This window comes from Streptomyces sp. NPDC087845, from assembly GCF_044742755.1.
Lineage (GTDB): Bacteria > Actinomycetota > Actinomycetes > Streptomycetales > Streptomycetaceae > Streptomyces.
Window position 1 is genome coordinate 43,116 of record NZ_JBIUVC010000028.1, and the last position, 25,077, is coordinate 68,192.

At 71.0% G+C, this 25,077-nt stretch carries 18 protein-coding genes and 1 pseudogene; 16 read left to right on the forward strand and 3 right to left on the reverse strand.

Features of this window, described 5'->3' with window-relative positions; all coding sequences use genetic code 11:
• Positions 1-74: 74 nt before the first annotated feature.
• From ACIOMQ_RS38555 to ACIOMQ_RS38590, 8 genes are all read left to right on the forward strand, one after another.
• On the forward strand, positions 75-1,589 hold the full coding sequence (locus ACIOMQ_RS38555; RefSeq protein WP_401268952.1) for a gamma-aminobutyraldehyde dehydrogenase: 1,515 nt from the start codon (positions 75-77) through the stop codon (positions 1,587-1,589).
• 42 nt (positions 1,590-1,631) lie between these two features.
• Complete coding sequence (locus ACIOMQ_RS38560) at positions 1,632-2,882, forward strand: spermidine/putrescine ABC transporter substrate-binding protein (RefSeq protein WP_362209065.1); 1,251 nt, start codon at positions 1,632-1,634, stop codon at positions 2,880-2,882.
• A gap of 56 nt (positions 2,883-2,938) precedes the next feature.
• Positions 2,939-4,087, forward strand: coding sequence for an ABC transporter ATP-binding protein (locus tag ACIOMQ_RS38565; RefSeq protein WP_362209062.1), 1,149 nt, complete (start codon positions 2,939-2,941; stop codon positions 4,085-4,087).
• Positions 4,084-5,010: an ABC transporter permease gene (locus ACIOMQ_RS38570; RefSeq protein WP_362209059.1), complete on the forward strand. Its 927-nt coding sequence runs from the start codon at positions 4,084-4,086 to the stop codon at positions 5,008-5,010. Before ACIOMQ_RS38565 ends, ACIOMQ_RS38570 begins: the two co-directional genes overlap by 4 nt.
• The gene (locus ACIOMQ_RS38575; RefSeq protein WP_362209056.1) at positions 5,010-5,810 is read left to right on the forward strand and encodes an ABC transporter permease; all 801 of its coding nucleotides are present in this window, start codon (positions 5,010-5,012) and stop codon (positions 5,808-5,810) included. Before ACIOMQ_RS38570 ends, ACIOMQ_RS38575 begins: the two co-directional genes overlap by 1 nt.
• A 24-nt stretch (positions 5,811-5,834) precedes the next feature.
• Entirely contained in the window at positions 5,835-7,250 is a 1,416-nt protein-coding gene (locus tag ACIOMQ_RS38580) for an NAD(P)/FAD-dependent oxidoreductase (protein WP_401268944.1), read from the forward strand.
• A 136-nt stretch (positions 7,251-7,386) separates the two neighbouring features.
• Entirely contained in the window at positions 7,387-7,848 is a 462-nt protein-coding gene (locus ACIOMQ_RS38585) for a hypothetical protein (RefSeq protein ID WP_362209051.1), read from the forward strand.
• Positions 7,849-8,020: 172 nt separating this feature from the next.
• Positions 8,021-9,844: a chitinase gene (locus ACIOMQ_RS38590; protein WP_401268942.1), complete on the forward strand. Its 1,824-nt coding sequence runs from the start codon at positions 8,021-8,023 to the stop codon at positions 9,842-9,844.
• 3 nt (positions 9,845-9,847) lie between these two features.
• On the opposite strand, the gene ACIOMQ_RS38595 is transcribed toward ACIOMQ_RS38590, so the two are convergent.
• Positions 9,848-10,657, reverse strand: a complete 810-nt coding sequence (locus tag ACIOMQ_RS38595) for a phosphatase PAP2 family protein (protein ID WP_402192432.1) — start codon at positions 10,655-10,657, stop codon at positions 9,848-9,850.
• 148 nt (positions 10,658-10,805) lie between these two features.
• Entirely contained in the window at positions 10,806-12,146 is a 1,341-nt protein-coding gene (gene gabT / locus ACIOMQ_RS38600; RefSeq protein WP_402192434.1) for a 4-aminobutyrate--2-oxoglutarate transaminase, read from the reverse strand.
• Positions 12,147-12,446: 300 nt separating this feature from the next.
• On the opposite strand from gabT, the gene ACIOMQ_RS38605 reads away from it, so the two are divergent.
• From ACIOMQ_RS38605 to aroA, 5 genes are all read left to right on the forward strand, one after another.
• Positions 12,447-14,840 carry an ATP/GTP-binding protein gene (locus ACIOMQ_RS38605; protein WP_402192437.1) on the forward strand — a complete coding sequence of 798 codons (2,394 nt, stop codon included), beginning with the start codon at positions 12,447-12,449 and terminating at the stop codon, positions 14,838-14,840.
• A 132-nt stretch (positions 14,841-14,972) separates the two neighbouring features.
• The gene (locus ACIOMQ_RS38610) at positions 14,973-16,559 is read left to right on the forward strand and encodes a PucR family transcriptional regulator (RefSeq protein ID WP_401268935.1); all 1,587 of its coding nucleotides are present in this window, start codon (positions 14,973-14,975) and stop codon (positions 16,557-16,559) included.
• A 319-nt stretch (positions 16,560-16,878) separates the two neighbouring features.
• Complete coding sequence (locus tag ACIOMQ_RS38615; RefSeq protein ID WP_362209038.1) at positions 16,879-18,324, forward strand: aldehyde dehydrogenase family protein; 1,446 nt, start codon at positions 16,879-16,881, stop codon at positions 18,322-18,324.
• Positions 18,325-18,675: 351 nt separating this feature from the next.
• Complete coding sequence (locus tag ACIOMQ_RS38620; RefSeq protein WP_402192440.1) at positions 18,676-20,622, forward strand: acyl-CoA dehydrogenase family protein; 1,947 nt, start codon at positions 18,676-18,678, stop codon at positions 20,620-20,622.
• An 83-nt stretch (positions 20,623-20,705) separates the two neighbouring features.
• Positions 20,706-21,962, forward strand: coding sequence for a 3-phosphoshikimate 1-carboxyvinyltransferase (gene aroA, locus ACIOMQ_RS38625; protein WP_362209034.1), 1,257 nt, complete (start codon positions 20,706-20,708; stop codon positions 21,960-21,962).
• On the opposite strand, the pseudogene ACIOMQ_RS38630 reads toward aroA, so the two are convergent.
• Positions 21,953-22,065 (reverse strand): annotated as a pseudogene (locus ACIOMQ_RS38630) (IS481 family transposase); the annotation flags it as partial. The gene aroA and the pseudogene ACIOMQ_RS38630 sit on opposite strands and share 10 nt — an antisense overlap.
• Positions 22,066-22,172: 107 nt before the next feature.
• Between ACIOMQ_RS38630 and dxr the strand changes: the two are divergent.
• From dxr to ACIOMQ_RS38645, 3 genes are all read left to right on the forward strand, one after another.
• Complete coding sequence (gene dxr, locus ACIOMQ_RS38635) at positions 22,173-23,426, forward strand: 1-deoxy-D-xylulose-5-phosphate reductoisomerase (RefSeq protein ID WP_401268925.1); 1,254 nt, start codon at positions 22,173-22,175, stop codon at positions 23,424-23,426.
• On the forward strand, positions 23,423-24,733 hold the full coding sequence (locus ACIOMQ_RS38640; RefSeq protein ID WP_362209029.1) for a site-2 protease family protein: 1,311 nt from the start codon (positions 23,423-23,425) through the stop codon (positions 24,731-24,733). The genes dxr and ACIOMQ_RS38640 overlap by 4 nt, the downstream gene beginning before the upstream one ends.
• Before the next feature lie 180 nt (positions 24,734-24,913).
• On the forward strand, positions 24,914-25,077 hold a 164-nt coding region (locus ACIOMQ_RS38645; protein WP_362209164.1), incomplete at its 3' end, for a flavodoxin-dependent (E)-4-hydroxy-3-methylbut-2-enyl-diphosphate synthase.

A 25,077-nucleotide genomic window follows, 5' to 3' on the forward strand; every position in this document is an offset into this window, starting at 1 on the left:
TCAGGATCGGCACTCAAATCGAGCAGAGACTACGCCGCTCCCGTATTCCCGGGAACGCGGCGGAGGAGAGCGTCATGGGCAACGGCATCCAGGTGCGGGACCGCTTCGCGGACGGCGCACAGTACATCGGCGGAAAGCTGCGGTCCGGTACATCGGGACGTCACCACGAGGTGGTGAATCCGGCAACGGGCGAGACCGTCTACCGCTACGAACTGGCGGGCACCGCCGACGTCGACGCGGCCGTCGCCGCCGCACGCGAGGCGTTCCCGGGCTGGTCGGGGGCGACTCCGGCCGAGCGGGCCGAGGCGATGCACCGCTTCGCCGCCGTCCTCGCCGAGCAGGCCGACGACTTCGCGTACGTCGAGTCCCTCCAGTGCGGAAAGCCGATCAAGCTCTCCACCGAGTTCGACGTGCCCGGCACCGTCGACAACACCTCCTTCTTCGCGGGTGCCGCCCGCCATCTGGAGGGCAAGTCCGCGGCCGAGTACGACGGCGACCACACCTCCTACGTACGCCGTGAGGCGATCGGCGTCGTCGGCTCCATCGCGCCCTGGAACTACCCGCTCCAGATGGCCGCCTGGAAGGTCCTCCCGGCCGTCGCCGCGGGCAACACGATCGTGCTCAAGCCCGCCGAGATCACCCCGCTGACCTCGTTGATGTTCGCCCAGGCGGCCACGGAGGCGGGCATCCCGGACGGTGTGATCAACATCGTCACCGGCGCGGGCAAGGACGCCGGCGAGCACCTCGTCGGCCACCCGGACGTCGTCATGACCTCCTTCACCGGCTCCACCGCCGTCGGCAAGCGGGTCGCGGAGATCGCCACCTCCACCGTCAAGCGCCTCCACCTCGAACTCGGCGGCAAGGCACCCTTCGTCGTCTTCGACGACGCCGACCTCGAAGCCGCGGTCCACGGCGCGGTCGCCGGAGCGCTCATCAACACCGGCCAGGACTGCACCGCCGCCACCCGCGCCTACGTCCAGCGCCCCCTCTACGACGCCTTCGTGCAGGGCGTCGCCGAACTCATGGAAACCGTCCGGCTCGGCGACCCCTTCGACCCGGCGACCGACCTCGGCCCGCTGATCAGCCATGCCCAGCGGGACCGGGTCGCCGGATTCGTCGAGCGCGCCCGCGCGTACGCCACCGTGGTCACCGGCGGCGAGGCACCCGGCGGCGAACTGGCGGCCGGGGCCTACTACCGGCCGACCCTGGTCGCCGGTGCCGCCCAGGACAGTGAGATCGTCCAGTCGGAGATCTTCGGCCCGGTCCTCGTCGTGCTGCCCTTCGACACCGACGACGAGGGCATCCGCCTCGCCAACGACACCCCCTACGGGCTCGCCGCCTCCGCCTGGAGCCGCGACCTGTACCGGGCGAACCGCGCCACCCGCGAGATCAAGGCGGGCTGCGTCTGGGTCAACGACCACATTCCGATCATCAGCGAGATGCCGCACGGCGGATACAAGGCCAGCGGCTTCGGCAAGGACATGTCCTCGTACTCCTTCGAGGAGTACACGCAGGTCAAGCACGTCATGTACGACAACACCGCGGTCGCCCGCAAGGACTGGCACCGCACGATCTTCGGGGACCGATAACCCGGCCGCCCCCGGCCACACACACCCGAAAGGGCAACGCGCATGGAGCAGTACGAGCCCGAGCGCCTCTCCGCGGCCCAGCTGGCCGCGATGCGACGCAGTCTGACCAGCGGCCGGGGCGCCCTGACCCGCCGTTCGCTACTCCGCGCCTCCGGCCTGGGGGCGCTCGCGATCGGCGGGCTGGGGACGCTGAGCGCATGCGGCATCCCGCCGGCGAAGCGGGAAGGGGATGCCGCGGCGGCCTCGGACGACCACTCGGCCCAGGAGAAGCAGGTCAACTTCTCCAACTGGACCGAGTACATGGACGTCACCGACGACGGCAAGCACCGGCCGACGCTGGAGGCGTTCACGAAGCGCACCGGGATCAAGGTCAAGTACACCGAGGACATCAACGACAACGTCGAATTCTTCGGCAAGATCAAGCCGCAGCTCGCGGCCGGCCAGGACACCGGCCGCGACCTCATCTGCGTCACCGACTGGCTGGCCGCCCGCATCGTTCGCCTCGGCTGGGCGCAGAAGCTCGACCCGTCGCATCTGCCGCACGCCTACGCCAACCTCTCGGCCCAGTTCCGCACCCCGGACTGGGACCCGGGCCGCGCCCACTCGTACCCGTGGGCGGGCATCCCCGCCGTCATCGCCTACAACTCCAAGGCGACCGGCGGCCGCAAGGTCGATTCCGTCAGCCAGCTGCTCGACGACCCGAAGCTCAAGGGACGGGTCAGTTTCCTCTCGGAGATGCGCGACACCGTCGGTATGACCCTGCTCGACATGGGCAAGAACCCCGGCACCTTCACCGACGCCGACTACGATGCCGCGATCGGACGGCTCCAGAAGGGCGTCGACAAGAACCAGATCCGGCGCTTCACCGGCAACGACTACACGGCCGACCTCGACAAGGGCGACATCGCCGCCTGTGTCGCCTGGGCCGGCGACATCATCCAGCTCCAGGCCGGAAACCCGGACATCAAGTACGCCATCCCGGCCGCCGGCTACCTCATATCCAGCGACAACCTGCTCGTCCCGGTGAAGGCGCGGCACAAGACCAACGCCGAGAAGCTCATCGACTACTACTACGAGCCGAAGGTCGCCGCCGAACTCGCCGCGTACATCAACTTCGTCTGTCCGGTCGACGGCGTCCGCGACGAGCTGGCGAAGATCGACCAGGCGATGGCCGACAACGTCCTGATCCTTCCGGACGAGGAGATGGCGGCCCGGTCGCACGCCTTCCGCTCCCTGACATCCGAGGAAGAAACGGCGTACGAGGAGAAGTTCGCCAAGCTCATCGGCGCCTGACCGCCGCGCGTTCCCCTTCCCCGATCTCCCCCCTGACACCACTGGGACTGCGATCCATGACACAGCAGCAGACAGGCGGCGATGTCCGCCTCACCGGGATCAGCAAGACGTACGGCTCCTTCGCCGCCGTCAAGCCGCTCGATCTGACCGTCCCGCAGGGCTCGTTCTTCGCGCTGCTCGGCGCGTCCGGCTGCGGCAAGACCACCACCCTGCGGATGATCGCGGGCCTGGAGGAGGCGACCACCGGCACCGTCTCCCTCGGCGGCCGCGACATCACCGACCTGCCCCCGTACAAGCGGCCCGTCAACACGGTCTTCCAGAGCTACGCGCTCTTCCCGCACCTCGACATCACCGAGAACGTCGCCTTCGGTCTGCGCCGGCGCGGCATCAAGTCGGTGAAGAAGCAGGTCGACGAGATGCTGGAGCTCGTCCAGCTCGGCGACTTCGCCAAGCGGAAACCGCAGCAGCTCTCCGGTGGCCAGCAGCAGCGCGTCGCCGTCGCCCGCGCCCTGATCAACCACCCGCAGGTGCTCCTCCTCGACGAGCCGCTCGGCGCCCTCGACCTCAAGCTGCGCCGCCAGATGCAGCTGGAGCTCAAGCGCATCCAGACCGAGGTCGGCATCACCTTCATCCACGTCACCCACGACCAGGAGGAGGCCATGACCATGGCCGACACCGTCGCGGTGATGAACGGGGGCCGGGTCGAACAGCTCGGCGCCCCCGCCGATCTGTACGAGAACCCGAAGACGACCTTCGTCGCCAACTTCCTCGGCACCTCCAACCTCATCGAGGGCGAGATCGTCTCCGCAGGCACCGACGTCGTCGTCGCGGCCGGCGACGGGAAGCTGCGGCTGCCCGCCGACCGATGTACGGCCCCGACCGTGAACGGCGGCAAGCTGCTGCTCGGCGTACGCCCGGAGAAGATCTCGCTCGCGCACGCCGACGACGCGGACGCGATAGCCGACGGCCGCAACCGGGCCACCGGCCGGATCGTCGACTCCAGCTTCATCGGCGTGTCCACGCAGTACGTGGTGGAGAGCCCGGCGGGCAAGGCCCTCCAGGTCTACGAGCAGAACATCGAGCGCGATGGCCGGCTCGTCCCCGGTGCCGAGGTCGTGCTGCACTGGAACCCTGCGCACACCTTCGGTCTGGACGCGGCGCAAGACATCGACGCCGGTGTGGAGACGGTGGAGGACGCGGCGTGACCGTCACCGAGGCGCCGCCCACCGCGCCCACCGCCGAACCGAAGCTACGCAAGGCCTCCGCCCGCAAGCGCCTCGTCCCCTACTGGCTGCTGCTCCCCGGCATTCTGTGGCTCGTCGTCTTCTTCGCGCTGCCGCTGGTCTACCAGGCGTCGACCTCCGTACAGACCGGCTCCCTGGAGAAGGGCTTCGAGGTCACCTGGCACTTCCAGACGTACTGGGACGCGCTGACGGACTACTACCCGCAGTTCATCCGGTCCCTGCTGTACGCGGGCACCGCCACGACCCTGTGCCTGCTGCTCGGCTACCCGCTCGCGTACCTGATCGCCTTCAAGGCCGGCCGCTGGCGCAACGTCGTCCTCGTGCTGGTCATCGCGCCCTTCTTCACCAGCTTCCTGATCCGTACGCTCGCCTGGAAGACGATCCTCGCGGACGGCGGCGCGGTCGTCGACGTACTGAACACACTGCACGTCCTGGACGTCACCAGCTGGCTCGGCTGGACCGAGTCGAACCGGGTGCTGGCCACGCCGATGGCGGTGGTCTGCGGTCTCACGTACAACTTCCTGCCGTTCATGATCCTGCCGCTCTACACCTCGCTGGAGCGGATCGACGGCAGGCTGCACGAGGCGGCCGGCGACCTGTACGCCACCCCCGCCACCACCTTCCGCAAGGTGACCTTCCCGCTCTCCATGCCGGGTGTCGTCTCCGGAACGCTGCTGACCTTCATCCCGGCCAGCGGTGACTACGTCAACGCGGAACTCCTGGGCTCCACCGACACCAAGATGGTCGGCAGCGTCATCCAGACCCAGTTCCTGCGCGTCCTCGACTATCCGACGGCGGCCGCGCTCTCGTTCATCCTCATGGCGGTCGTCCTGATCATGGTCACCGTCTACATCCGCCGCTCCGGGACGGAGGACCTGGTCTGATGCCCGTACTGCGCTGGATCCGCCGGAATCTGATCGTCATCGCGGGTCTGCTGACCCTCGCCTACTTGATCCTTCCGAACATCGTCGTGATGGTGTTCTCGTTCAACAAGCCGAAGGGGCGCTTCAACTACGCCTGGCAGCACTTCTCCCTGGACGCCTGGAAGGACCCCTGCGGCGTCGCCGACATGTGCGGCTCGCTCTCCCTGTCCCTGCAGATCGCCACCTGGGCCACCGTCGGCGCGACCGTCCTCGGCACGATGATCTCCTTCGCGCTGGTCCGCTACCGCTTCCGGGCGCGCGGCGCGATCAACTCGCTGATCTTCCTGCCGATGGCGATGCCCGAGGTCGTCATGGCCGCCTCGCTGCTCACGCTCTTCCTCAACATGGGGGCGCAGCTCGGCTTCTGGACGATCCTCATCGCGCACATCATGTTCTGCCTGAGCTTCGTCGTGACCGCGGTCAAGGCCCGTGTGATGTCGATGGACCCGCGACTGGAGGAGGCGGCCCGCGATCTGTACGCGGGGCCCGTGCAGACCTTCCTGCGCGTGACGCTGCCGATCGCCGCCCCCGGAATCGCGGCGGGAGCGCTGCTCGCCTTCGCGCTCTCCTTCGACGATTTCATCATCACCAATTTCAACGCGGGCTCCACCGTGACCTTCCCCATGTTCGTCTGGGGTTCGGCACAGCGCGGCACGCCCGTGCAGATCAACGTCATCGGTACGGCGATGTTCATCATCGCGGTGCTGGTGGTTGTCGTCGGCCAGCTCATCGCGAACCGGCGGAAGAACACCGCTCGATAGAAAGCCTCGAAGGAGTTGGAAACCATGGCCCCAGCCGCCATGCGTACTGCTGCACAATCACTCTCCGACGCCAAGCCGGTCTCGTTCTGGCTGGACGACCCGGGCAGGCCCGACGCGCTGCCCGCGCTCACCGGTGACGAGCACTGCGATCTCCTCGTCGTCGGCGGTGGCTACAGCGGACTGTGGACCGCGCTGATCGCCAAGGAACGCGATCCGGAGCGGGACGTCGTCCTGATCGAGGGGCACGAGGTGGGCTGGGCCGCCTCGGGCCGCAACGGCGGATTCTGCGCCGCCTCCCTCACCCATGGCCTGCCCAACGGCCTGGAGCGCTGGCCGGACGAGATCAAGAAGCTGGAGGAGCTGGGCGAGCGGAACCTCGACGCCATCGAGGCCGCCGTCGCCCGCTACTCCATCGACTGTGAATTCGAGCGCACCGGCGAAATCGACGTCGCCACCGAACCCCACCAGCTCGAAGAGCTCCTGGCATGGCACGAGGAGGCCGAAAAGCTCGGATTCACCGGGCTGGAGTTCCTGGACCGGGACGCGCTGCGCGCCGAGGTCGACTCGCCCACGTTCCTCGGCGGACTCTGGGACCGGCGCGGGGTCGCCATGCTGCACCCCGCCAAGCTGGCCTGGGGCCTGAAGCGGGCATGCCTCGACCTCGGTGTGCGGATGTACGAGCACACCCGGGGACTCGAACTGGCCAGGACCAGCGCCGGAATGGCGGTCCGCACGCCCTACGGAAGGGTCTTCGCGCGCCGCGTCGCCCTCGGTACGAACATCTTCCCGTCCCTGGTCAAGCGGGTCCGCCCGTACACCGTGCCGGTCTACGACTACGCGCTGATGACGGAACCCCTCACCGCCGACCAGCTCGCCTCCATCGGCTGGAAGAACCGGCAGGGGCTGGGCGACAGCGCCAACCAGTTCCACTACTTCCGGATGTCGGCCGACCACCGGATCCTGTGGGGCGGCTATGACGCCATCTATCCCTACGGCGGCCGGCTGAGCGCCGATCTCGACCAGCGTCCGGAGACCTTCCTCAAGCTCGCGGGGCAGTTCTTCGACTGTTTCCCGCAATTGGCCGGAATCCGGTTCAGCCACGCCTGGGGCGGGGCGATCGACACCTGTTCCCGCTTTTCCGCATTCTTCGGTACGGCCCATCAGGGCCGGGTCGCCTATGCCGCCGGATATACCGGACTCGGCGTCGGAGCGACCCGTTTCGGGGCCGATGTGATGCTCGATCTGCTGGCGGGCGAGCGGAATGAAAGGACCGCTCTGGAAATGGTCCGCAAGAAGCCGATGCCGTTCCCGCCGGAGCCCTTCGCCTGGGGCGGGATCGAACTCACCAAGAGGTCCCTGGCCAGGGCGGACAGCAACGGCGGGCACCGCAATCTGTGGCTGCGGACGATGGACCGGCTGGGGCTCGGTTTCGACAGTTGAGCGCGGTCCGGCGCGGCGTGACCCAGTTCACTGCCAACTGGTAGCCCGAAGTCGCGTCATGGTTCGGCGCCACCCCTCTCTCCTGTGTGGACACACCGGCAACGCATGGCCGGTGCACACGGAATGGAGGCCGGTCATGGCTGGCGCGGGGGCCAAAGCAGCAGTCGAGTGGCTCGTATCGGTGGCGCCGGATCCGGACGCCTGCCGGTGGGAATGGGAGCGCAATCCCGAGGGGATCGCGCTCCTGCCCGCCGGCCGGCGCTGGGACGTACTGATTCTTCCGGGGGAGCTGGGCTGTCCGGCGCTCGATGTGCTCACCCGGCTCATCGACCGGCCCGGACCGGTCCTCTCCGATTCCGGCGATGCCCGCATGGGTTTCTTCGTGCCGCCGGGCACCGCCGGCCGCTGGCTCGGCACCGGCGTACGGGGGGCGGGGCAGGGGACCTGGATCGTCGTGCCGCACCCGGGGCGGGAGGCCCTGGGCGGGATGCACTGGCTGATCCCGCCGGACGGCTCGGGAACGCTCGTCGACGCGGCGCTGCTGGAGCTCGCGATGCATGAGGCGGCCGCCGGGCGGGCCGAGAGCGGCGGGAACTGACGGGGAGCGGCGGGGGCCGGCCGGGGGAACGAGAGACGTGGACGGCCGCACACCGGAGCGGCCCGGGTGCGGCCGCCGCCGCACCGGGGTGCTGCCAGAGGTCTTGACAACCTGATTGGTCTGGACCATGTTGTGGCCGCCGCACTCAATTCCCCCATGCACGGAGGCCGTTGTGGAACGCACGGGACCCCCCGCCCGATTGACCGGACTTCTGGCCGCCTTCTCGGCGGCCCTGCTCACCGCCGGTGGCCTCGCCGCCGCCCCGTCCGCCGCCGCGGCCGACTCCGATCTGGCGCGCAACGGCGGCTTCGAGGCCGGACTCGACGGCTGGAGCTGTACCGCCGGCAGCGGAGCCGCCGTCAGCACTCCTGTCCGCACCGGCACTTCGGCGCTGAAGGCGACCCCCTCCGGCGGCGACAACGCCAGATGCTCCCAGTCCGTGACGGTCAAGCCGGACTCCACGTACACGCTGAGCGCCTGGGTACAGGGCAGTTACGTCTACCTCGGCGCGGACGGCACGGGCACGACCGACGTGTCCACCTGGACACAGTCGGCGGCCGACTGGAAGCAGCTCACCACCACCTTCAGGACCGGGCCCGCCACCACCTCGGTGACCGTCTACACCCACGGCTGGTACGGCACCCCCGCCTACTACGCCGACGACCTCACCCTGATCGGCCCCGGCGGCGACCCGGCCGAACTCCCGGCCACCCCCACCGGGCTGAAGGCCGGCACGGCCACCGCCTCCTCGGTCGACCTCTCCTGGACCGGCTCCTCGGGCGCCACCGGCTACAACGTCTACCGGGGCGGCGCGAAGGTCCTCTCGGTCACCGGCACCTCCGCCACCGTGACGGGCCTGGCCGCGTCGACCGCGTACAGCTTCCAGGTCGCCGCGACCAACTCCGCCGGTGAGTCCGCCAAATCCGCCGCCGTCTCCGCCACCACCACGGCGGGCGGCGGAGGCGGCGGGGGCGGCTCCCTGCCCGCCCACGCGCTCGTCGGCTATCTGCACTCCAGCTTCGCCAACGGCTCCGGCTACACGCGGATGGCGGACGTGCCCGACTCCTGGGACGTCATCGACCTGGCCTTCGGCGAGCCGACCTCGGTCACCTCCGGCGACATCCGCTTCTCGCTCTGCCCGGTCAGCGAGTGCCCGAACGTCGAGTCGGCGGCCGAGTTCAAGGCGGCCATCAAGGCCAAGCAGGCCGCGGGGAAGAAGGTGCTGATCTCCATCGGCGGTCAGAACGGCCAGGTGCAGCTCTCCACCACCGCCGCCCGTGACACCTTCGTCTCCTCGGTCAGCAAGATCATCGACGAGTACGGTCTGGACGGCCTCGACATCGACTTCGAGGGTCACTCGCTCTCGCTGAACACCGGGGACACCGACTTCCGCAACCCCACCACCCCGGTCATCGTCAACCTGATCTCCGCGGTGAAGACCCTCAAGGCCAAGTACGGCGACAAGTTCGTCCTCACCATGGCCCCCGAGACCTTCTTCGTGCAGCTCGGCCACCAGTACTACGGCTCGGGCCCCTGGGGCGGCCAGGACCCCCGCGCCGGTGCCTACCTCCCGGTCATCCACGCGCTGCGCGACGACCTGACCCTGCTGCACGTCCAGGACTACAACTCGGGCTCCATCATGGGCCTGGACAACCAGTACCACTCGATGGGCGGCGCGGACTTCCACATCGCCATGACCGACATGCTGCTTGCCGGATTCCCGGTGGCGGGCGACCAGACCAAGGTCTTCCCGGGGCTCCGTCCCGACCAGGTCTCCATCGGCCTGCCCGCCTCCACCCAGGCGGGCAACGGCTACACCTCGCCCGCCGAGGTCACCAAGGCGCTGAACTGCCTGACGAAGAAGACCGACTGCGGCTCGTACGCCACGCACGGCACGTGGCCGGGGCTGCGCGGACTGATGACGTGGTCGATCAACTGGGACCGCTTCAACAACGGGGAGTTCTCGAAGAACTTCGACGCCTATTTCGGCAGCTGACGCCTACGGCGACGGCCGGCGGAACCGGTACCCGGTCCGGCGGCTGAGCCCCAGGGGCAGAAGCAGCAGCCCGCACAGGAACCAACTGCCCAGCACGTCCAGCGGCCAGTGGTAGCCGCGCAGCACCAGACCGATGCCCGTCGCCGTGGTCAGCAGGACAGCGGCGACGGGCATCATCCACGCCCGCCCCGTGTACGGCGCGGTGAGCAGCGCCGCCGCCCCGTACGCCACCGCGGCCGTCGCCGCGTGGCCGGACGGGTAGTAGCCGATGGCGTCGGTCAGCGGCCCGGGCCGGGCGATCCAGTCCTTCAGCGGGACGACGAGGAGGGGCACCGCCGCCATGGTGAGCGCCGCGTACAGCGGCTCCCGGCGGGCGCCGCGCACCAGCGCCCAGACGATCGCGCAGCCCAGCACGGGGAGCGCGATCTGCATGTTGCCGAGATCGGCGAGGAATTCGGTCGGGGGAGCGGGGCCGTGTCCGACGACGGCCCGCGCGATCCGCTCGTCCGCCCCGCGCAGCGGGCCGTCGGCCGCGACCTGCCAGGTGGTGAGCGCGAAGAGCGCCAGGAGACAGGACGCCGCGGAAACGAGAAGAGCCGGCCGCCCGGGAACAGGGGGGGTGGTTCCGGGGCGGCCGGTCGGACCGGTTTGCCGCGCGCCCCGGGGGGTCTGGGGCGGGCGGCCATCCGATCGGTGAGGAGTTCCGGAGCCAGAGGCTCCAGTGGTGTGCGCGAAGGCACGGCCAGGACGGTGCTGGGGAAGCTCCGTCCCGGCGTCGCCGGCAGTCCCCTGCGGGCGGGGTGTTTCTCTCATCTGCGGAAACCGTACGTCAGCGGACGGGGGACCGACAGGCGGAAACAGATCCCGCCATCGCCCCCCCACACCTTCTTCACAGGCCCTCACGCGGGCCCTGCATCCCCGGCGGAAACGCAGTCCGCCACCGCCGGGGGATTCGCACAGATCAGATCTGGCCGAAAGCCTGCTCGATGACGTCGAGGGCCTCGTTCAGCAGGTCCTCGCCGATCACCAGCGGCGGGAGGAAGCGCAGGACGTTGCCGTACGTGCCGCAGGTGAGGACCAGCACGCCCTCCGTGTGGCAGGCCTTGGCGAGCTTCGCGGCGGCCTCCGGGTTCGGGTCCTTCGTGCCGGACTTCACCAGCTCGATCGCGATCATCGCGCCGCGGCCGCGGATGTCACCGATGACATCGCCGTTCGGCAGCTTCGCCTGCATCTCGGCGAGGCGGCCCTTCATGACCTCCTCGATGCGCTTCGCCTTCCCGTTCAGGTCCAGCTCGCGCATCGTCTCGATGGCGCCGAGCGCACCCGCGCAGGCCACCGGGTTTCCGCCGTAGGTGCCACCGAGGCCACCGGCGTGGGCGGCGTCCATGATCTCGGCGCGGCCGGTCACGGCGGAGAGCGGAAGCCCGCCCGCGATGCCCTTGGCGGTGGTGATCAGGTCGGGGACGATGCCCTCGTCCTCACAGGCGAACCACTGGCCGGTACGGCAGAAGCCGGACTGGATCTCGTCCGCGACGAAGACGATTCCGTTGTCCTTGGCGAACTGGGCGATCGCCGGGAGGAAGCCCTTGGCCGGCTCGATGAAGCCGCCCTCACCGAGCACCGGCTCGATGATGATCGCGGCGACGTTGTCCGCCCCGATCTGCTTGGTGATCTGGTCGATGGCCTGGGCGGACGCCTCCGCACCGGCGTTCTCGGCACCGGTCGGCCAGCGGTAGCCGTACGCCACCGGCACCCGGTAGACCTCGGGCGCGAACGGGCCGAAGCCCTGCTTGTACGGCATGTTCTTCGCGGTCAGCGCCATCGTGAGGTTGGTGCGGCCGTGGTAGCCGTGGTCGAAGACGACGACCGCAGTGCGCTTGGTGTAGGCGCGGGCGATCTTCACCGCGTTCTCGACGGCCTCGGCCCCCGAGTTGAACAGCGCGGACTTCTTCGCGTGGTCGCCCGGCGTCAGCTCGGCGAGCTGCTCGCAGACCTCGACGTACCCCTCGTACGGCGTGACCATGAAACAGGTGTGGGTGAAGTCGGCGAGCTGCGCGGACGCACGGCGCACGACGGCCTCGGCGGAGGCGCCGACCGACGTCACGGCGATACCGGAACCGAGGTCGATCAGACGGTTGCCGTCCACGTCCTCGATGATCCCGCCACCGGCGCGGGCGGTGAACACCGGCAGGGTGGAGCCCACACCTGCGGCCACCGTCGCGAGACGGCGGGCCTGCAGCTCCACCGACTTCGGGCCGGGAATGGCAGTGACGACGCGGCGCTCCTGCGGAATTGCGGTCATGAGGGGCTCCTGTGGGGTGTTTCGGACGCTTCTCTTCCTGCAGGCTATGGGCGGGCCCGGGGGTGTGGCATGTTCCGTTCGGGAGTGGTGGCCGGACGCCGTTGTCCGCCACGGACATAGCGAGGGGTGCGGGGCCGGGCCGCGGCGGCGCGCGGACGGGTCCTCAGGCTCCCGGGGCACGGGCGGAGACTTCCCGCCGGACCGCGTCCGACGGGGTGGCCCGGGGCACTAGATTGATGACTTCGGGCGCGTGCGCCCGGAGTTACCGGTCGGCGCTGGTCAGGGGACGAGGGACAGCACATGGACACCGAGGGCACGTACGACTCACGCTCCACCCGCTCGGGTCCACCGGTGCCGCGTCCGGCGGGCCCGCCGCCTCCCGGACTGCCGCCCAGGCCGGGATACGCCCCCGCCACGGGCCCCTCCCTGGGGGACTGGCTCCGCATCCCGAGGCCCGCCGCGGAACCCGGTGTCTGGCGGCTCGGCCATGCCCCCCGGCCCGCCGAGGAGAAGGAGCGCACCCCGGACCGCACGCTGGTGAGCGGCGCGGTGATCTCGCTGCTGGCCTGCGTCCTCGTCTGGTCGCTCTGGCGCAACAACTACATCCCGTACTGGCGGGTCCCGCTGAAGCTCTTCACCCCCGGCGACTGGTGGGGGCCCTTCGGCGACGCACCGCAGACCCGGGGCGCGGTCCGCGCCCTCGACATCTACCGGCTGCTGATCATCGGGGGCCTCGTCTACGGATTCGGCCGGCTGGGCAACTGGCCGGCCGCCTTCGAGCGCTGCGTCGCCGCCCGGGGCGCCGCGGCACGGGCGGTCGGTGCGGCGGTCGGCGCGCTGCTGGTCTGGACCCTCGTCTGGAACGGGACCGTGCCGGGGATGGGACTGGCCTTCGGCCTGGTTCCCGGCTCCTGGCTGGGCCCCGACCAGCCGATGTCCCCGGTGATCAGCTATGGGCTGTACGTCCTGCTCACCCTGGTGATCGTGTGGCCGTTCGCCGGGCTGGGGCGCTGGGCCGAGGCATGGCGCCGCAACCGGTCCCCGCAGCCGGCACCCGGCCGGGACGCCCGCGACACGGCAAAACCGGAGATGCCCGCCGGTGCGGACGCCGTCGTCGAGGGCGGCGAGGACGACCCGGCCGAATGGCCCGACCTGCGCGCCGCCGGACAGCACCAGGCCGCCGCCAAACTCGCCGGGGAGACCAGGTCCGGGCGGATGAACGACGTCGACTACGCCCGCATCCGCCGTGCCTGGACGTCCGTTCGCGCCGACCACGCCCGCCTCTCCGCCTTCACCGACACCGTGCTCCGCAACGGCTCCGCCGCCTGCACCCACCCCTCGGGCGCGCGTGACCTCCCGGTCCGCGCCGCCCGGCACGATCTGCTGGTCCAGCAGGTCAGGCTCGGCACCGTCGAGGACGGCGAGCGCAACCCGTACGCCCGCCGGGGCAGCGGCATCGCCCTCGATCCCGGGCTGCTGGGCACGTCCCTGCTCGCCGTCGGACCGCCCGGAGCGGGCAAGAGCCGGGCCCTGATCCGGCCCGTCGTCGAATCCCTCGCTCTGCAGGCGCTCGCCGGACAGGCCGCCGTCGTCGCCGTGTGCGCCGCCGGTACCCAGCTCGGCGGCGACCAGGGATTCGACGTCGTCATCAAGATCGGCGACCCGTCCTCCGTGCACGACCTCGACCTGTACGGCGGCACCACCGACCCCGACGAGGCCGCGACCGTTCTCGCCGACGGCCTCGTCGGTGACCTCCCCGAGGTGGACAGCCGGCGCGCCGCCACGGCCCTCGCCCAGCTTCTCGGCCCCTTCCGGGCCGCCCACGGCCGCTTCCCCTCCGTACCGGAACTGCGCGAACTCCTGGACGGCGTACCCGAGGCCCTCACCGCGCTGCGGGAGGTGCTCGACGCCGCGGGGCACCCCGGAATGCGGCGCGAACTCGACGGCCGCGCCCGCCAGGCCGGGGCGCCCGGCGACCCGGGCCCGGCGCTCGCCGACCGGGTGGCACTGCTCGACCGGCCCGCCTTCACCGAGTTCTTCGACACCACGGGCAAGACCCGCCCCTTCTCGCCGCGCGCCCTGGAGCACCCGCTCCGGGTCCGGATCGACCTGCCCGAACGCGGCCACGCCGAGGCCTCCCGGGTGCTGGCCCGTCTGGTCCTCGCCCAGTTCACCGCGAGCGCCGCCGCCCGTGCCGACCGCTCCCTCTTCGCCTGCCTGGTCCTCGACGACGCGACCCGCACCCTCACCCCCGACACCGTCCGCGGAGTCCAGCGGCTGCGCTCCGCGCACGCCGGGGCCGTACTCACCCTGCGCACCCTCGACGACGTGCCCGAGCAGTTGCACACGGCGCTGCTCGGCGCGGTCGGCTGCCGGATGGCGTTCTCCGGGATCACCACGTGGGACGGGAAGAAGTTCGCCGAGGCCTGGGGAACGGAGTGGGTCGAGACCCGCGACGTCACCCAGCGCACGGTCTTCGCCGACCAGCCGATGACCCGGGCCATCCACGCCTTCCGCAAGCTGGTCACCGGCAAGGCCGTCACCACGGACGCGGTGACCGTGCGGCAGGTCGAGCGGGAGCGCTGGTCGGCCTCCGAACTGGCCCACCGGGTGCCGGCCGGACACGCGGTGCTGTCCCTGACGACCGTACGGGGGGAGCACGCGCCGCCGCTGCTGGTGGACCTGAGCGGCTGAGCGGCTGAGCGGTACGGGGGCGGAGCCCGGGGCGTGAGAGCGGCTACCCCGGACCCTGCCGCCCTGGCAGAATCGAGGGGAGCCGTTCATACGGGACGGCGAAAATCGACTCCCTGAGGTCCCACGGTCCCCATGCCCCCCACTCTCGCCTCGCTCGTCCAGCATTCGGCGCTCAAACTCACGGTGCGTGCGGGGGCGGACCGGCTCGACGCGCCCGTCCGCTGGGCGCATGCCAGCGAGCTGACCGACCCCGTCCCCTACATGGAGGGCGGCGAACTCCTGCTCGTCACCGCCACCAACCTCGACGCCGAGAATCCCGAGGCGATGCGGCGCTACGTGCGGCGGCTGGCCGGAGCCGGAGTCGTCGGACTGGGCTTCGCCGTCGGCGTCCACTACGACGACGTACCGCAGGCCCTGGTCGACGCCGCCGAGGAAGCCGGACTGCCGCTCCTCGAAGTGCCGCGCCGCACCCCGTTCCTCGCCATCGCCAAGGCCGTGTCGTCGGCGATCGCCGCCGATCAGTACCGGGCTGTGACCGCGGGGTTCGAGGCCCAGCGGGAGCTGACGAAGGCCGCACTCTCGGGCGACGGCCCCGGCGAGCTCCTCACCCGGCTCGCGGCCCATGTCGACGGCTGGGCCGCGCTGTACGACGCCTCCGGCGCGGTCGTCGCCGCGGCCCCCGAGTGGGCCGCCCGCCGCGCCGCCCGGCTCACCCCCGATGTGGAACGGCTGCGGGAGCGGCTCGCCCCGGCCAGCATGGTCGTCGGCGGGACCGAGGACCGGGTCGAGCTCCAGTCCCTGGGCACCGGCCGCCGGGTCCGGGGCGCACTCGCCGTCGGCACGGGTGCGGCACCCGGCACCGCCGAGCGGTACGCCGTGCACTCGGCGGTCGCCCTGCTGACCCTGACCACGGCCCGCTCCCGGTCCCTCCAGGGCGCGGAGCAACGGCTGGGCGCGGCGGTGCTGCGCATGCTGCTCGCCGGCCAGCCGGACCACGCGCGGGCCGTCGCCGGGGATCTGTACGGGGGGCTGCTCGACGCCCCGTTCCGGCTGCTCATCGCCGAGGCGTCCGCCCCCGCGACACCGGCGGCGCTGGGCGAGGCGATGGAGGCGGCGGCCTTCCGGACCGGCGAGGCGCTGCTGGCCGTGCCCGAGGGCGAACGGCTCGTCGTCCTGGCCGCGGACGGCGGAGCCGCGGTCGCCGCCTGCACGGCGTTCGCGGAGGCGCAGGAGGCCCATGCGGAACGGCCCCCGCGCGAACCGGCGGCGGCGGAGGAGGGCCAGGTGGTCGTGGGCCTCTCCGCACCGGCGGGCCCCATCGCCGTCTCCGCCGCGTACAAGCAGGCCGAACAGGCCCTGTCGGTGGCCCGCCGCCGGGGCAGGGCGCTGGTCGAGCACGAGGAGCTGGCGACCGGCTCGGTGCTGCCGCTCCTCGCGGACGACGCCGTACGGGCCTTCGCCGACGGAATGCTCCGCGCCCTGCACGAGCACGACGCCAAGGGCCGCGGCGACCTGGTCGCCTCACTGCGGGCGTGGCTCTCCCACCACGGCCAGTGGGACGCGGCGGCGGCCGACCTGGGCGTGCACCGCCACACCCTGCGCTACCGGATGCGCCGGGTGGAGGAGATCCTGGGCCGCTCCCTGGACGATCCGGACGTCCGGATGGAGTTGTGGCTGGCCCTGAAGGCGACGAGCTCTCCGACGACGCCCCAGGGATAGCGGCGCCCGCGGGGCCGGGCACTCGCCGCCGTAGCCGTAGCCGTAGCCGTCGCCGCCGTACCCGTCGCAGCAGGACCGGACGCCTTCCCCCGGAGGCGGCGTGGGAGGCGACGTGGCGGCTGCTGCCGGGAAGGCCGTGCGATCCCGGTCGTCGCCCGGCGCCGCACCCCTGCCGGAAGGCCCCGCGCCCCCGTCGGCGCATCCGACAAACCGGAGTGTCCCCGCCGGGTTCTGCTCCATGCCGGACAAACGCCAAGACGGCCGTGCGGCCCTACGGTGGGGGCACCACACCCCACGTCTTCGAAGGGCCGGAACCTCCATGACCTCCACCCACGCCTTCTGGCTCGCCGGCCGCCAGGCCACCGGCGAGGACAGCTTCGACGTCACCAATCCCTGGGACGGCCGTCTCGTCGGCACCGTCAGCGTGCCGACCGACGCCCAGATCGAGGAGGCCGTCGCGGCCGCGCACGCCGTGCGCGAGGAGTTCGCCGCGACCCCGGCCCACGTCCGGGCCGCCGCGCTCGACCACGTCGTACGGCGCCTGGTGGAGCGCACCGAGGAGATCGCCCAGCTGATCTCCGCCGAGAACGGCAAGCCCATCAAGTGGGCCCGCGGTGAGGTCGGCCGTGCCGTCTCCGTGTTCCGGTTCGCCTCCGAGGAGGCCCGCCGCTTCAACGGCGGCGACGCCCAGCGCCTCGACACCGACGCGGGCGGCACCGGCCGTCTCGGCCTGACCCGGCGCTTCCCGCGCGGCACGGTCCTCGGCATCGCGCCCTTCAACTTCCCGCTGAACCTGAGCGCCCACAAGGTGGCCCCGGCCATCGCCGTCGGTGCCCCGATCATCCTGAAGCCCGCCCCGGCCACCCCGATCTCGTCGCTGATCCTGGGCGAGCTGCTGGCCGAGACCGACCTGCCGGCCGGTTCGTGGTCCGTGCTGACGGTCCCCAACGACCGGATGCCCGCCCTGGTGCAGGACGAGCGCCTGCCGGTCATCTCCTTCACCGGTTCCGGCCCCGTCGGCTACTCGATCCTGGAGTCCGTGCCGCGCAAGCACTGCACCCTGGAGCTCGGCGGCAACGGCGCGGCGGTCGTCCTCGGCGACTACGCCTCCGACGAGGACCTGGACTGGGCCGCGAACCGTATCGCGACCTTCTCCAACTACCAGGGCGGCCAGTCCTGCATCTCGGTGCAGCGCGTCATCGCGGACGCCTCGGTCTACGACCGGCTCGTCCCGAAGATCGTCGCGGCCGTCGAGGCCCAGGTCACCGGCGACCCGTCCGACGCCGCCACCGATGTCGGCCCGCTGGTCAGCGAGGACGCCGCCAAGCGCGTCGAGTCCTGGGTCGACGAGGCCGTGCAGGCCGGTGCCCAGCTCCTCACCGGTGGCAAGCGGGACGGTGCCACCTACGCGCCGACCGTGCTCGCCGAGCTCCCGGACGGCGTCACCCTCTCCGGCGAGGAGGTCTTCGGACCGGTGCTGTCCGTGCAGAAGGTGGACGGCGAGGCCGAGGCGTTCGCAGCGGTCAACTCCTCCAAGTACGGCCTCCAGGCAGGCGTGTTCACGCACGACCTGCAGACCGCTTTCCGCGCCCACCGCGCCCTTGAGGTCGGCGGCGTGATCATCGGCGACGTCCCGTCCTACCGCGCGGACCAGATGCCGTACGGCGGCGCCAAGCAGTCCGGCGTCGGCCGCGAGGGCGTCCGCTACGCCATGGACGACTACACCTACGAGCGCGTGCTGGTCCTCACCGGCCTCGCCCTCTGATCCGCGCGGATCCATGTAGTCCACGAACCGGATCGAATCGATCCACCAGCGCCGCCTGCGATCCGCCTGGACAGCACGAAGCAAGCGGCAGGGAGACGGCTGGAGCCCACTGTGCGGGGGCTCCAGCCGTTCCTGCTTTCCCCGCCCCGCCCACGGCCCGGCCGCCGTGTCACCGCGGGGCTGTCCAGTGGAGTGGCTCCCGACCCGATCGGCGTCCGGGGGATGGTGGGAGTGCCGGGAATCGGGTACATCAGGACACGTAGCACCGGTTGGTACGGCTCGGCGGCGCCATGCGCTCCGCGCGGACCGGCCGCGTCCGCCCACCCCACAACGCGGCGAGGTGAGCTCCTCATGTCCGCACCATCCGCACCGAAGAACACGCCCAAGGTCACCGAGCGTGAAGCGCGTCAAGTGGCCGAGGCCGCGCGCGAACAGGACTGGCACAAGCCCAGTTTCGCGAAGGAACTCTTCCTCGGGCGCTTCCGTCTCGACCTGATCCATCCGCATCCGCTGCCGCCCGCCGACGACGTGCGGCGCGGCGAGGCGTTCCTCGCCCGGCTGCGCGACTTCTGCGAAACCAGGATCGACAGCGCCCTGATCGAGCGTGAGGCCAGGATCCCCGACGAGGTGATCAACGGCCTCAAGGAGCTCGGCGCGCTCGGGATGAAGATCGAGCCGAAGTACGGCGGCCTCGGTCTGACCCAGGTCTACTACAACAAGGCCCTCTCCCTCGTCGGCTCCGCCAGCCCCGCGATCGGTGCGCTGCTCTCCGCCCACCAGTCCATCGGCGTACCGCAGCCACTGAAGCTCTTCGGCAGCCAGGAGCAGAAGGACGCCTTCCTGCCCCGGCTGGCCAGCACCGCCATCTCGGCGTTCCTGCTCACCGAACCGGACGTCGGCTCCGACCCGGCCCGGCTCGCCACCTCGGCGGTCCCCGAGGGATCGGACTACATCCTCGACGGTGTGAAGCTGTGGACCACCAACGGGGTCGTCGCCGACCTGCTCGTCGTGATGGCCCGGGTCCCGAAGTCGGACGGCCACAAGGGCGGCATCACGGCGTTCGTCGTCGAGGCGGACTCCCCGGGCATCACCGTCGAGAACCGCAACGCCTTCATGGGCCTGCGCGGCATCGAGAACGGCGTCACCCGCTTCCACCGGGTCCGGGTCCCGGCCGCGAACCGCATCGGCCCCGAAGGCGCGGGGCTCAAGATCGCCCTCACCACGCTCAACACCGGACGGCTCTCGCTGCCCGCCATGTGCGTCGGCGCCGGGAAATGGTGCCTGAAGATCGCCCGTGAGTGGTCGGCGGTGCGCGAGCAGTGGGGCAGGCCGGTCGCCCGGCACGAGGCCGTCGGCGCCAAGATCTCCTTCATCGCCGCCACCACCTTCGCGCTCGAAGCGGTGGTCGACCTCTCCTCCCAGATGGCCGACGAGAACCGCAACGACATCCGGATCGAAGCGGCACTCGCCAAGCTGTACGGCTCCGAGATGGGCTGTCTGATGGCCGACGAACTGGTCCAGATCCGGGGCGGCAGGGGCTTCGAGACAGCGGCGTCCCTCGCCGCCCGCGGCGAACGGGCCGTCCCCGCCGAACAGCTCCTGCGCGATCTGCGGATCAACCGGATCTTCGAGGGCTCCACCGAGATCATGCACCTGCTGATCGCCCGTGAGGCCGTCGACGCCCACCTGAAGGTCGCCGGGGACATCATCGACCCCGACAAACCCCTCTCCGCCAAGGCTAAAGCGGGCGTGAACGCGGCCGGTTTCTACGCCCGCTGGCTCCCCAAGCTCGCTGCGGGTCCGGGACAACTCCCGCGTACGTACGGGGAGTTCAACCCCTCCGGCCATCCGGATCTGTCCGCCCATCTGCGCTACGTCGAACGCTCCGCCCGCAAACTGGCCCGCTCCACCTTCTACGCCATGTCGCGCTGGCAGGGCCGGATGGAGACCAAGCAGGGCTTCCTCGGCCGGATCGTCGACATCGGCGCGGAGCTCTTCGCGATGAGCGCCGCCTGCGTCCGCGCCGAACTGCTGCGCTCCCGCGACGACCACGGCCGCGAGGCCTACCAGCTCGCCGACGCGTTCTGCCGCCAGTCCCGCGTCCGGGTCGAGGAACTCTTCACCCGCCTGTGGTCCAACACCGACGACCTGGACCGGCGTGTGGTCGACGGCGTCCTGTCCGGTACGTACACCTGGCTGGAGGACGGCATCGTCGATCCGAGCGGCGACGGTCCGTGGATCGCCGACGCCACCCCGGGCGCCTCCGTCCGGGACAACGTCCACCGCCCCGTTCGCTGACCCGCGGGCCCACCGGGCGGGCCCGCGTCCACGCGTCGGACGTACCCCGCCCGTCCGGGCGGGGTACGGCAGGATGACGACCCGTGACCGTCATCCACATCCCCGGCTCGAAGTCCGTCACCGCGCGCGCCCTGTTCCTCGCCGCCGCCGCGAACGGCACCAGCACCCTCGTACGGCCCCTGCACTCGGACGACACCGAGGGCTTCGCCGAGGGGCTCGCGCGCCTCGGCTACCGGGTCGGGCAGGAAGCGGACCGCTGGCACATCGAGGGCCGCCCCGGGGGCCCCGCCGTCACCGACGCCGACGTCCACTGCCGGGACGGCGCCACCACGGCCAGGTTCCTGCCGACCCTCGCCGCGGCCGCCCCCTCCGGCACGTACCGTTTCGACGCCTCCGCCCAGATGCGCCGCCGCCCCCTCGCCCCGCTCACCGAGGCCCTGCGCACACTCGGCGTCGACCTGCGCCACGACGGGGCCGAGGGCCACCATCCGCTGCGGATCGGCGCGTCCGGAATCAAGGGCGGCGAACTCACCCTGGACGCGGGGGAGTCCTCCCAGTACCTCACCGCGCTGCTGATGCTCGGACCGCTCACGGCGGAGGGGCTCCGGATCACCGTCACCGACCTGGTCTCCGCCCCGTACATCGAGATCACTCTCGCGATGATGCGGAGCTTCGGGGCCGAGGTGACCCGCGGCGGCCCGGACGGCAACATCTTCACCGTCCCGCCCGGCGGCTACCGGGCCACCACGTACGCCGTCGAGCCCGACGCCTCCACCGCGAGCTACTTCTTCGCCGCGGCGGCCCTCACCGGCCGTGAGATCACCGTCCCCGGCCTCGGCACGGACGCGCTCCAGGGCGACCTGCGGTTCGTCGACGTACTGCGCCGCATGGGCGCCGAGGTGCACACCACCGCCGGGTCCACCACCGTCCGCTCGACCGGCTCCCTCGGGGGCCTCACCGTCGCCATGCGCGACATCTCCGACACCATGCCGACGCTGGCCGCGCTCGCCCCCTTCGCCTCGGGCCCCGTGCGCATCGAGGACGTGGGCAACACCCGGGTCAAGGAGTGCGACCGGCTGGAGGCGTGCGCCGAGAACCTCCGCCGGATGGGCATCACGGTCGAGACGGGCCCGGACTGGATCGAGATCCACCCCGGCGTCCCCCGCCCCACCGAGATCGCCACCCGCGGCGACCACCGCATCGTCATGTCGTTCGCCGTCACCGGCCTGCGGGTACCTGGCATCACCTTCGACGACCCCGGCTGCGTACGGAAGACGTTCCCCGGATTCCACGAGTCCTTCGCGGAGTTCGCCGAACCCACGAGCCGCCAGGTGTATTGACCCGCAGCGTTGTCCACGCGGCTGATCGGGGCCGGCCTCCGAGTGCGGCGCAGCAGCGGTGGTGGTTGCAGATGTGCGGGAAGTCTGCCGGGGCCGTGGTGCGCGGCCACCGAGTGCGCGCCGTCGGAAGCGGCCGGCCCCGGGGCCGGATCCGCCGGCGACCGGGACGCACTGTCCACACCCACAGCCGATGCGGCCACAATGGGGGGCATGAGCGACAGCCCTGCCCCCCTCGCCGACCCGCACCTCGTCTTCGACGCCGCGGAAGGCCGCCGGGATCTCGTCATCCTCGGCTCCACCGGTTCCATCGGCACCCAGGCCATAGACCTGGTGCTGCGCAACCCCGACCGCTTCCGCGTCACCGGCCTCTCCGCCGCGGGCGGACGGGTCGCCCTCCTCGCCGAGCAGGCGCGGCAGCTGCGGGTGCGCACCGTGGCCGTCGCCGCACCGGACGCCGTACCGGCCCTCCGGGAGGCCCTGCGCGCGCAGTACGGGACGGGCGAGCCGCTCCCCGAGATCCTGGCCGGGCCCGAAGCCGCCACCCAACTCGCCGCCGGCGACTGCCACACCGTACTCAACGGAATCACCGGCTCGATCGGTCTCGCCCCCACGCTCGCCGCGCTCGAAGCGGGCCGCACGCTCGCCCTGGCCAACAAGGAGTCGCTGATCGTCGGCGGCCCGCTGGTGAAGGCGCTGGCCGAGCCCGGCCAGATCATCCCGGTCGACTCCGAGCACGCCGCGCTCTTCCAGGCACTCGCCGCGGGCACCCGCGCCGACGTACGCAGGCTCGTCGTCACCGCGTCCGGCGGCCCCTTCCGGGGACGCACCAGGAGCGAACTCGTGGACGTCACCCGGGAAGAGGCCCTCGCGCACCCGACCTGGGCCATGGGGCCGGTCATCACGATCAACTCCGCCACCCTGGTCAACAAGGGACTGGAGGTCATCGAGGCGCACCTCCTCTACGACATCCCGTTCGACCGGATCGAGGTCGTGGTCCACCCCCAGTCGTACGTCCACTCCATGGTCGAGTTCACCGACGGCTCCACCCTCGCCCAGGCCACACCCCCGGACATGAGAGGCCCGATCGCCATCGGTCTCGGCTGGCCCCAGCGCGTGCCGGACGCCGCCCCCGCCTTCGACTGGACGAAGGCGTCCACCTGGGAGTTCTTCCCTCTCGACGACGAGGCCTTCCCGTCCGTGGGACTGGCCCGGCACGTCGGTACGCTCGGCGCCACGGCCCCGGCCGTGTTCAACGCCGCGAACGAGGAATGCGTCGACGCTTTTCTGGCGGGACAGCTGCCGTTCAACGGAATCATGGATACGGTCACGGCGGTGGTGGCCGAACACGGCACCCCCGCCACGGGAACTTCGCTCACGGTCGCAGACGTCCTCGAAGCGGAGACCTGGGCACGCGCCCGGGCCCGTGAACTCTCGGCGAAAGCGACAGCGGAGGCGCGCGCATGAGTATTTCGACGGTCCTGTTGACGATTCTGGGCATCGTCGTCTTCGTCATCGGGCTGCTGTTCTCGATCGCCTGGCACGAACTGGGGCACCTGTCGACCGCGAAGCTCTTCGGTATCCGCGTCCCCCAGTACATGGTCGGCTTCGGACCGACGATCTGGTCGCGGAAGAAGGGCGACACCGAGTACGGGATCAAGGCCATCCCGGCCGGCGGCTACATCCGCATGATCGGCATGTTCCCGCCGGGACCGGACGGGCGCCTGGAGGCGCGGTCCACATCGCCGTGGCGCGGCATGATCGAGGACGCCAGGTCCGCGGCCTTCGAAGAGATCGAACCGGGTGACGAGAAGCGCCTCTTCTACACACGCAAGCCGTGGAAGCGCGTCATCGTGATGTTCGCCGGACCGTTCATGAACCTGGTCCTCGCCGTCGCGATCTTCCTCGGTGTGGCGATGTCCTTCGGGTTCCAGACCCAGACGACCGAGGTCGCGGGCGTCCAGAAGTGCGTGATCCCGCAGAGCGAGAACCGCGACACCTGCAAGAAGTCCGACGCGGTCTCGCCCGCGCAGGCGGCGGGACTCGAGAAGGGCGACAGGATCGTCGCCTTCGACGGCCAGAAGGTCGACGACTGGGCCACGCTCTCCGACAGGATCCGCGACACCACCGGTCCCGCCACCCTCACCGTCCGGCGCGACGGCCAGGAGAAGACTCTCCACGCCGTGCTGAAGGAGAACGCGGTGGCGAAGAAGGACTCCAACGGCAACGTGGTCGAGGGCGAGTACGTGAAGGCCGGCTACCTCGGCTTCGCCGCCCAGACCGAGATCGTGCCGCTCTCCTTCGGCGACTCGGTCGTCCGCATGGGAGACATGATCGAGAACGGCGTCGACTCGATCATCGCCCTCCCGTCCAAGATCCCCGACCTGTGGGACGCCGCCTTCGGCGACGGACCGCGAGCGGCCGACTCCCCGGTGGGCGTCGTCGGCGCGGCGAGGATCGGCGGCGAGGTGATGGCGCTGGACGTACCGGCGCAGAACCAGATCGCGATGATGCTGTTCCTGCTGGCAGGCTTCAACCTCTCGCTGTTCCTCTTCAACATGCTGCCGCTGCTCCCGCTCGACGGCGGACACATCGCCGGAGCGCTCTGGGAGGCACTGCGCCGGAATGTGGCGCGGGTCTTCAAGCGACCCGACCCGGGCCCCTTCGACGTGGCCAAGCTGATGCCGGTCGCCTATGTCGTCGCGGGCGTCTTCATCTGTTTCACCCTGCTGGTGCTGGTGGCCGACATCGTCAATCCGGTCAAGATCTCCTGATCTCCGGCAGGTCCGGCGCACGGAGGGTGACCGCCCGGAGCACAGCGCGTGTCCGGGGCGGCGCCTGCGCGGGGCACTCCCGCACGCGGTGTGCTCCGGGCCGCCGCCGGTGCCGTAACCTCGAAACCCGGAGCCCGCCGATCTCGGGACCTTGATCCACACCTTGGGGATGCTCAGCGCATGACTGCGATTTCTCTCGGAATTCCGTCCGTTCCGACCAAGCTCGCCGACCGGCGGGTCAGCCGCAAGATCCAGGTCGGGTCGGTTGCGGTGGGCGGGGATGCGCCGGTGTCGGTGCAGTCGATGACGACGACGCGGACGTCGGACGTCGGTGCGACGTTGCA

Coding starts and splice junctions, on each gene's coding strand:
- ACIOMQ_RS38640 (WP_362209029.1), top strand. CDS start 23,423: ATGAGTATTTCGACGGTCCTGTTGACGATTCTGGGCATCGTCGTCTTC.
- ACIOMQ_RS38585 (WP_362209051.1), top strand. CDS start 7,387: ATGGCTGGCGCGGGGGCCAAAGCAGCAGTCGAGTGGCTCGTATCGGTG.
- ACIOMQ_RS38595 (WP_402192432.1), bottom strand. CDS start 10,657: ATGAGAGAAACACCCCGCCCGCAGGGGACTGCCGGCGACGCCGGGACG.
- ACIOMQ_RS38580 (WP_401268944.1), top strand. CDS start 5,835: ATGGCCCCAGCCGCCATGCGTACTGCTGCACAATCACTCTCCGACGCC.
- ACIOMQ_RS38555 (WP_401268952.1), top strand. CDS start 75: ATGGGCAACGGCATCCAGGTGCGGGACCGCTTCGCGGACGGCGCACAG.
- ACIOMQ_RS38560 (WP_362209065.1), top strand. CDS start 1,632: ATGGAGCAGTACGAGCCCGAGCGCCTCTCCGCGGCCCAGCTGGCCGCG.
- ACIOMQ_RS38610 (WP_401268935.1), top strand. CDS start 14,973: ATGCCCCCCACTCTCGCCTCGCTCGTCCAGCATTCGGCGCTCAAACTC.
- ACIOMQ_RS38575 (WP_362209056.1), top strand. CDS start 5,010: ATGCCCGTACTGCGCTGGATCCGCCGGAATCTGATCGTCATCGCGGGT.
- dxr (WP_401268925.1), top strand. CDS start 22,173: ATGAGCGACAGCCCTGCCCCCCTCGCCGACCCGCACCTCGTCTTCGAC.
- ACIOMQ_RS38615 (WP_362209038.1), top strand. CDS start 16,879: ATGACCTCCACCCACGCCTTCTGGCTCGCCGGCCGCCAGGCCACCGGC.
- ACIOMQ_RS38620 (WP_402192440.1), top strand. CDS start 18,676: ATGTCCGCACCATCCGCACCGAAGAACACGCCCAAGGTCACCGAGCGT.
- ACIOMQ_RS38565 (WP_362209062.1), top strand. CDS start 2,939: ATGACACAGCAGCAGACAGGCGGCGATGTCCGCCTCACCGGGATCAGC.
- ACIOMQ_RS38605 (WP_402192437.1), top strand. CDS start 12,447: ATGGACACCGAGGGCACGTACGACTCACGCTCCACCCGCTCGGGTCCA.
- gabT (WP_402192434.1), bottom strand. CDS start 12,146: ATGACCGCAATTCCGCAGGAGCGCCGCGTCGTCACTGCCATTCCCGGC.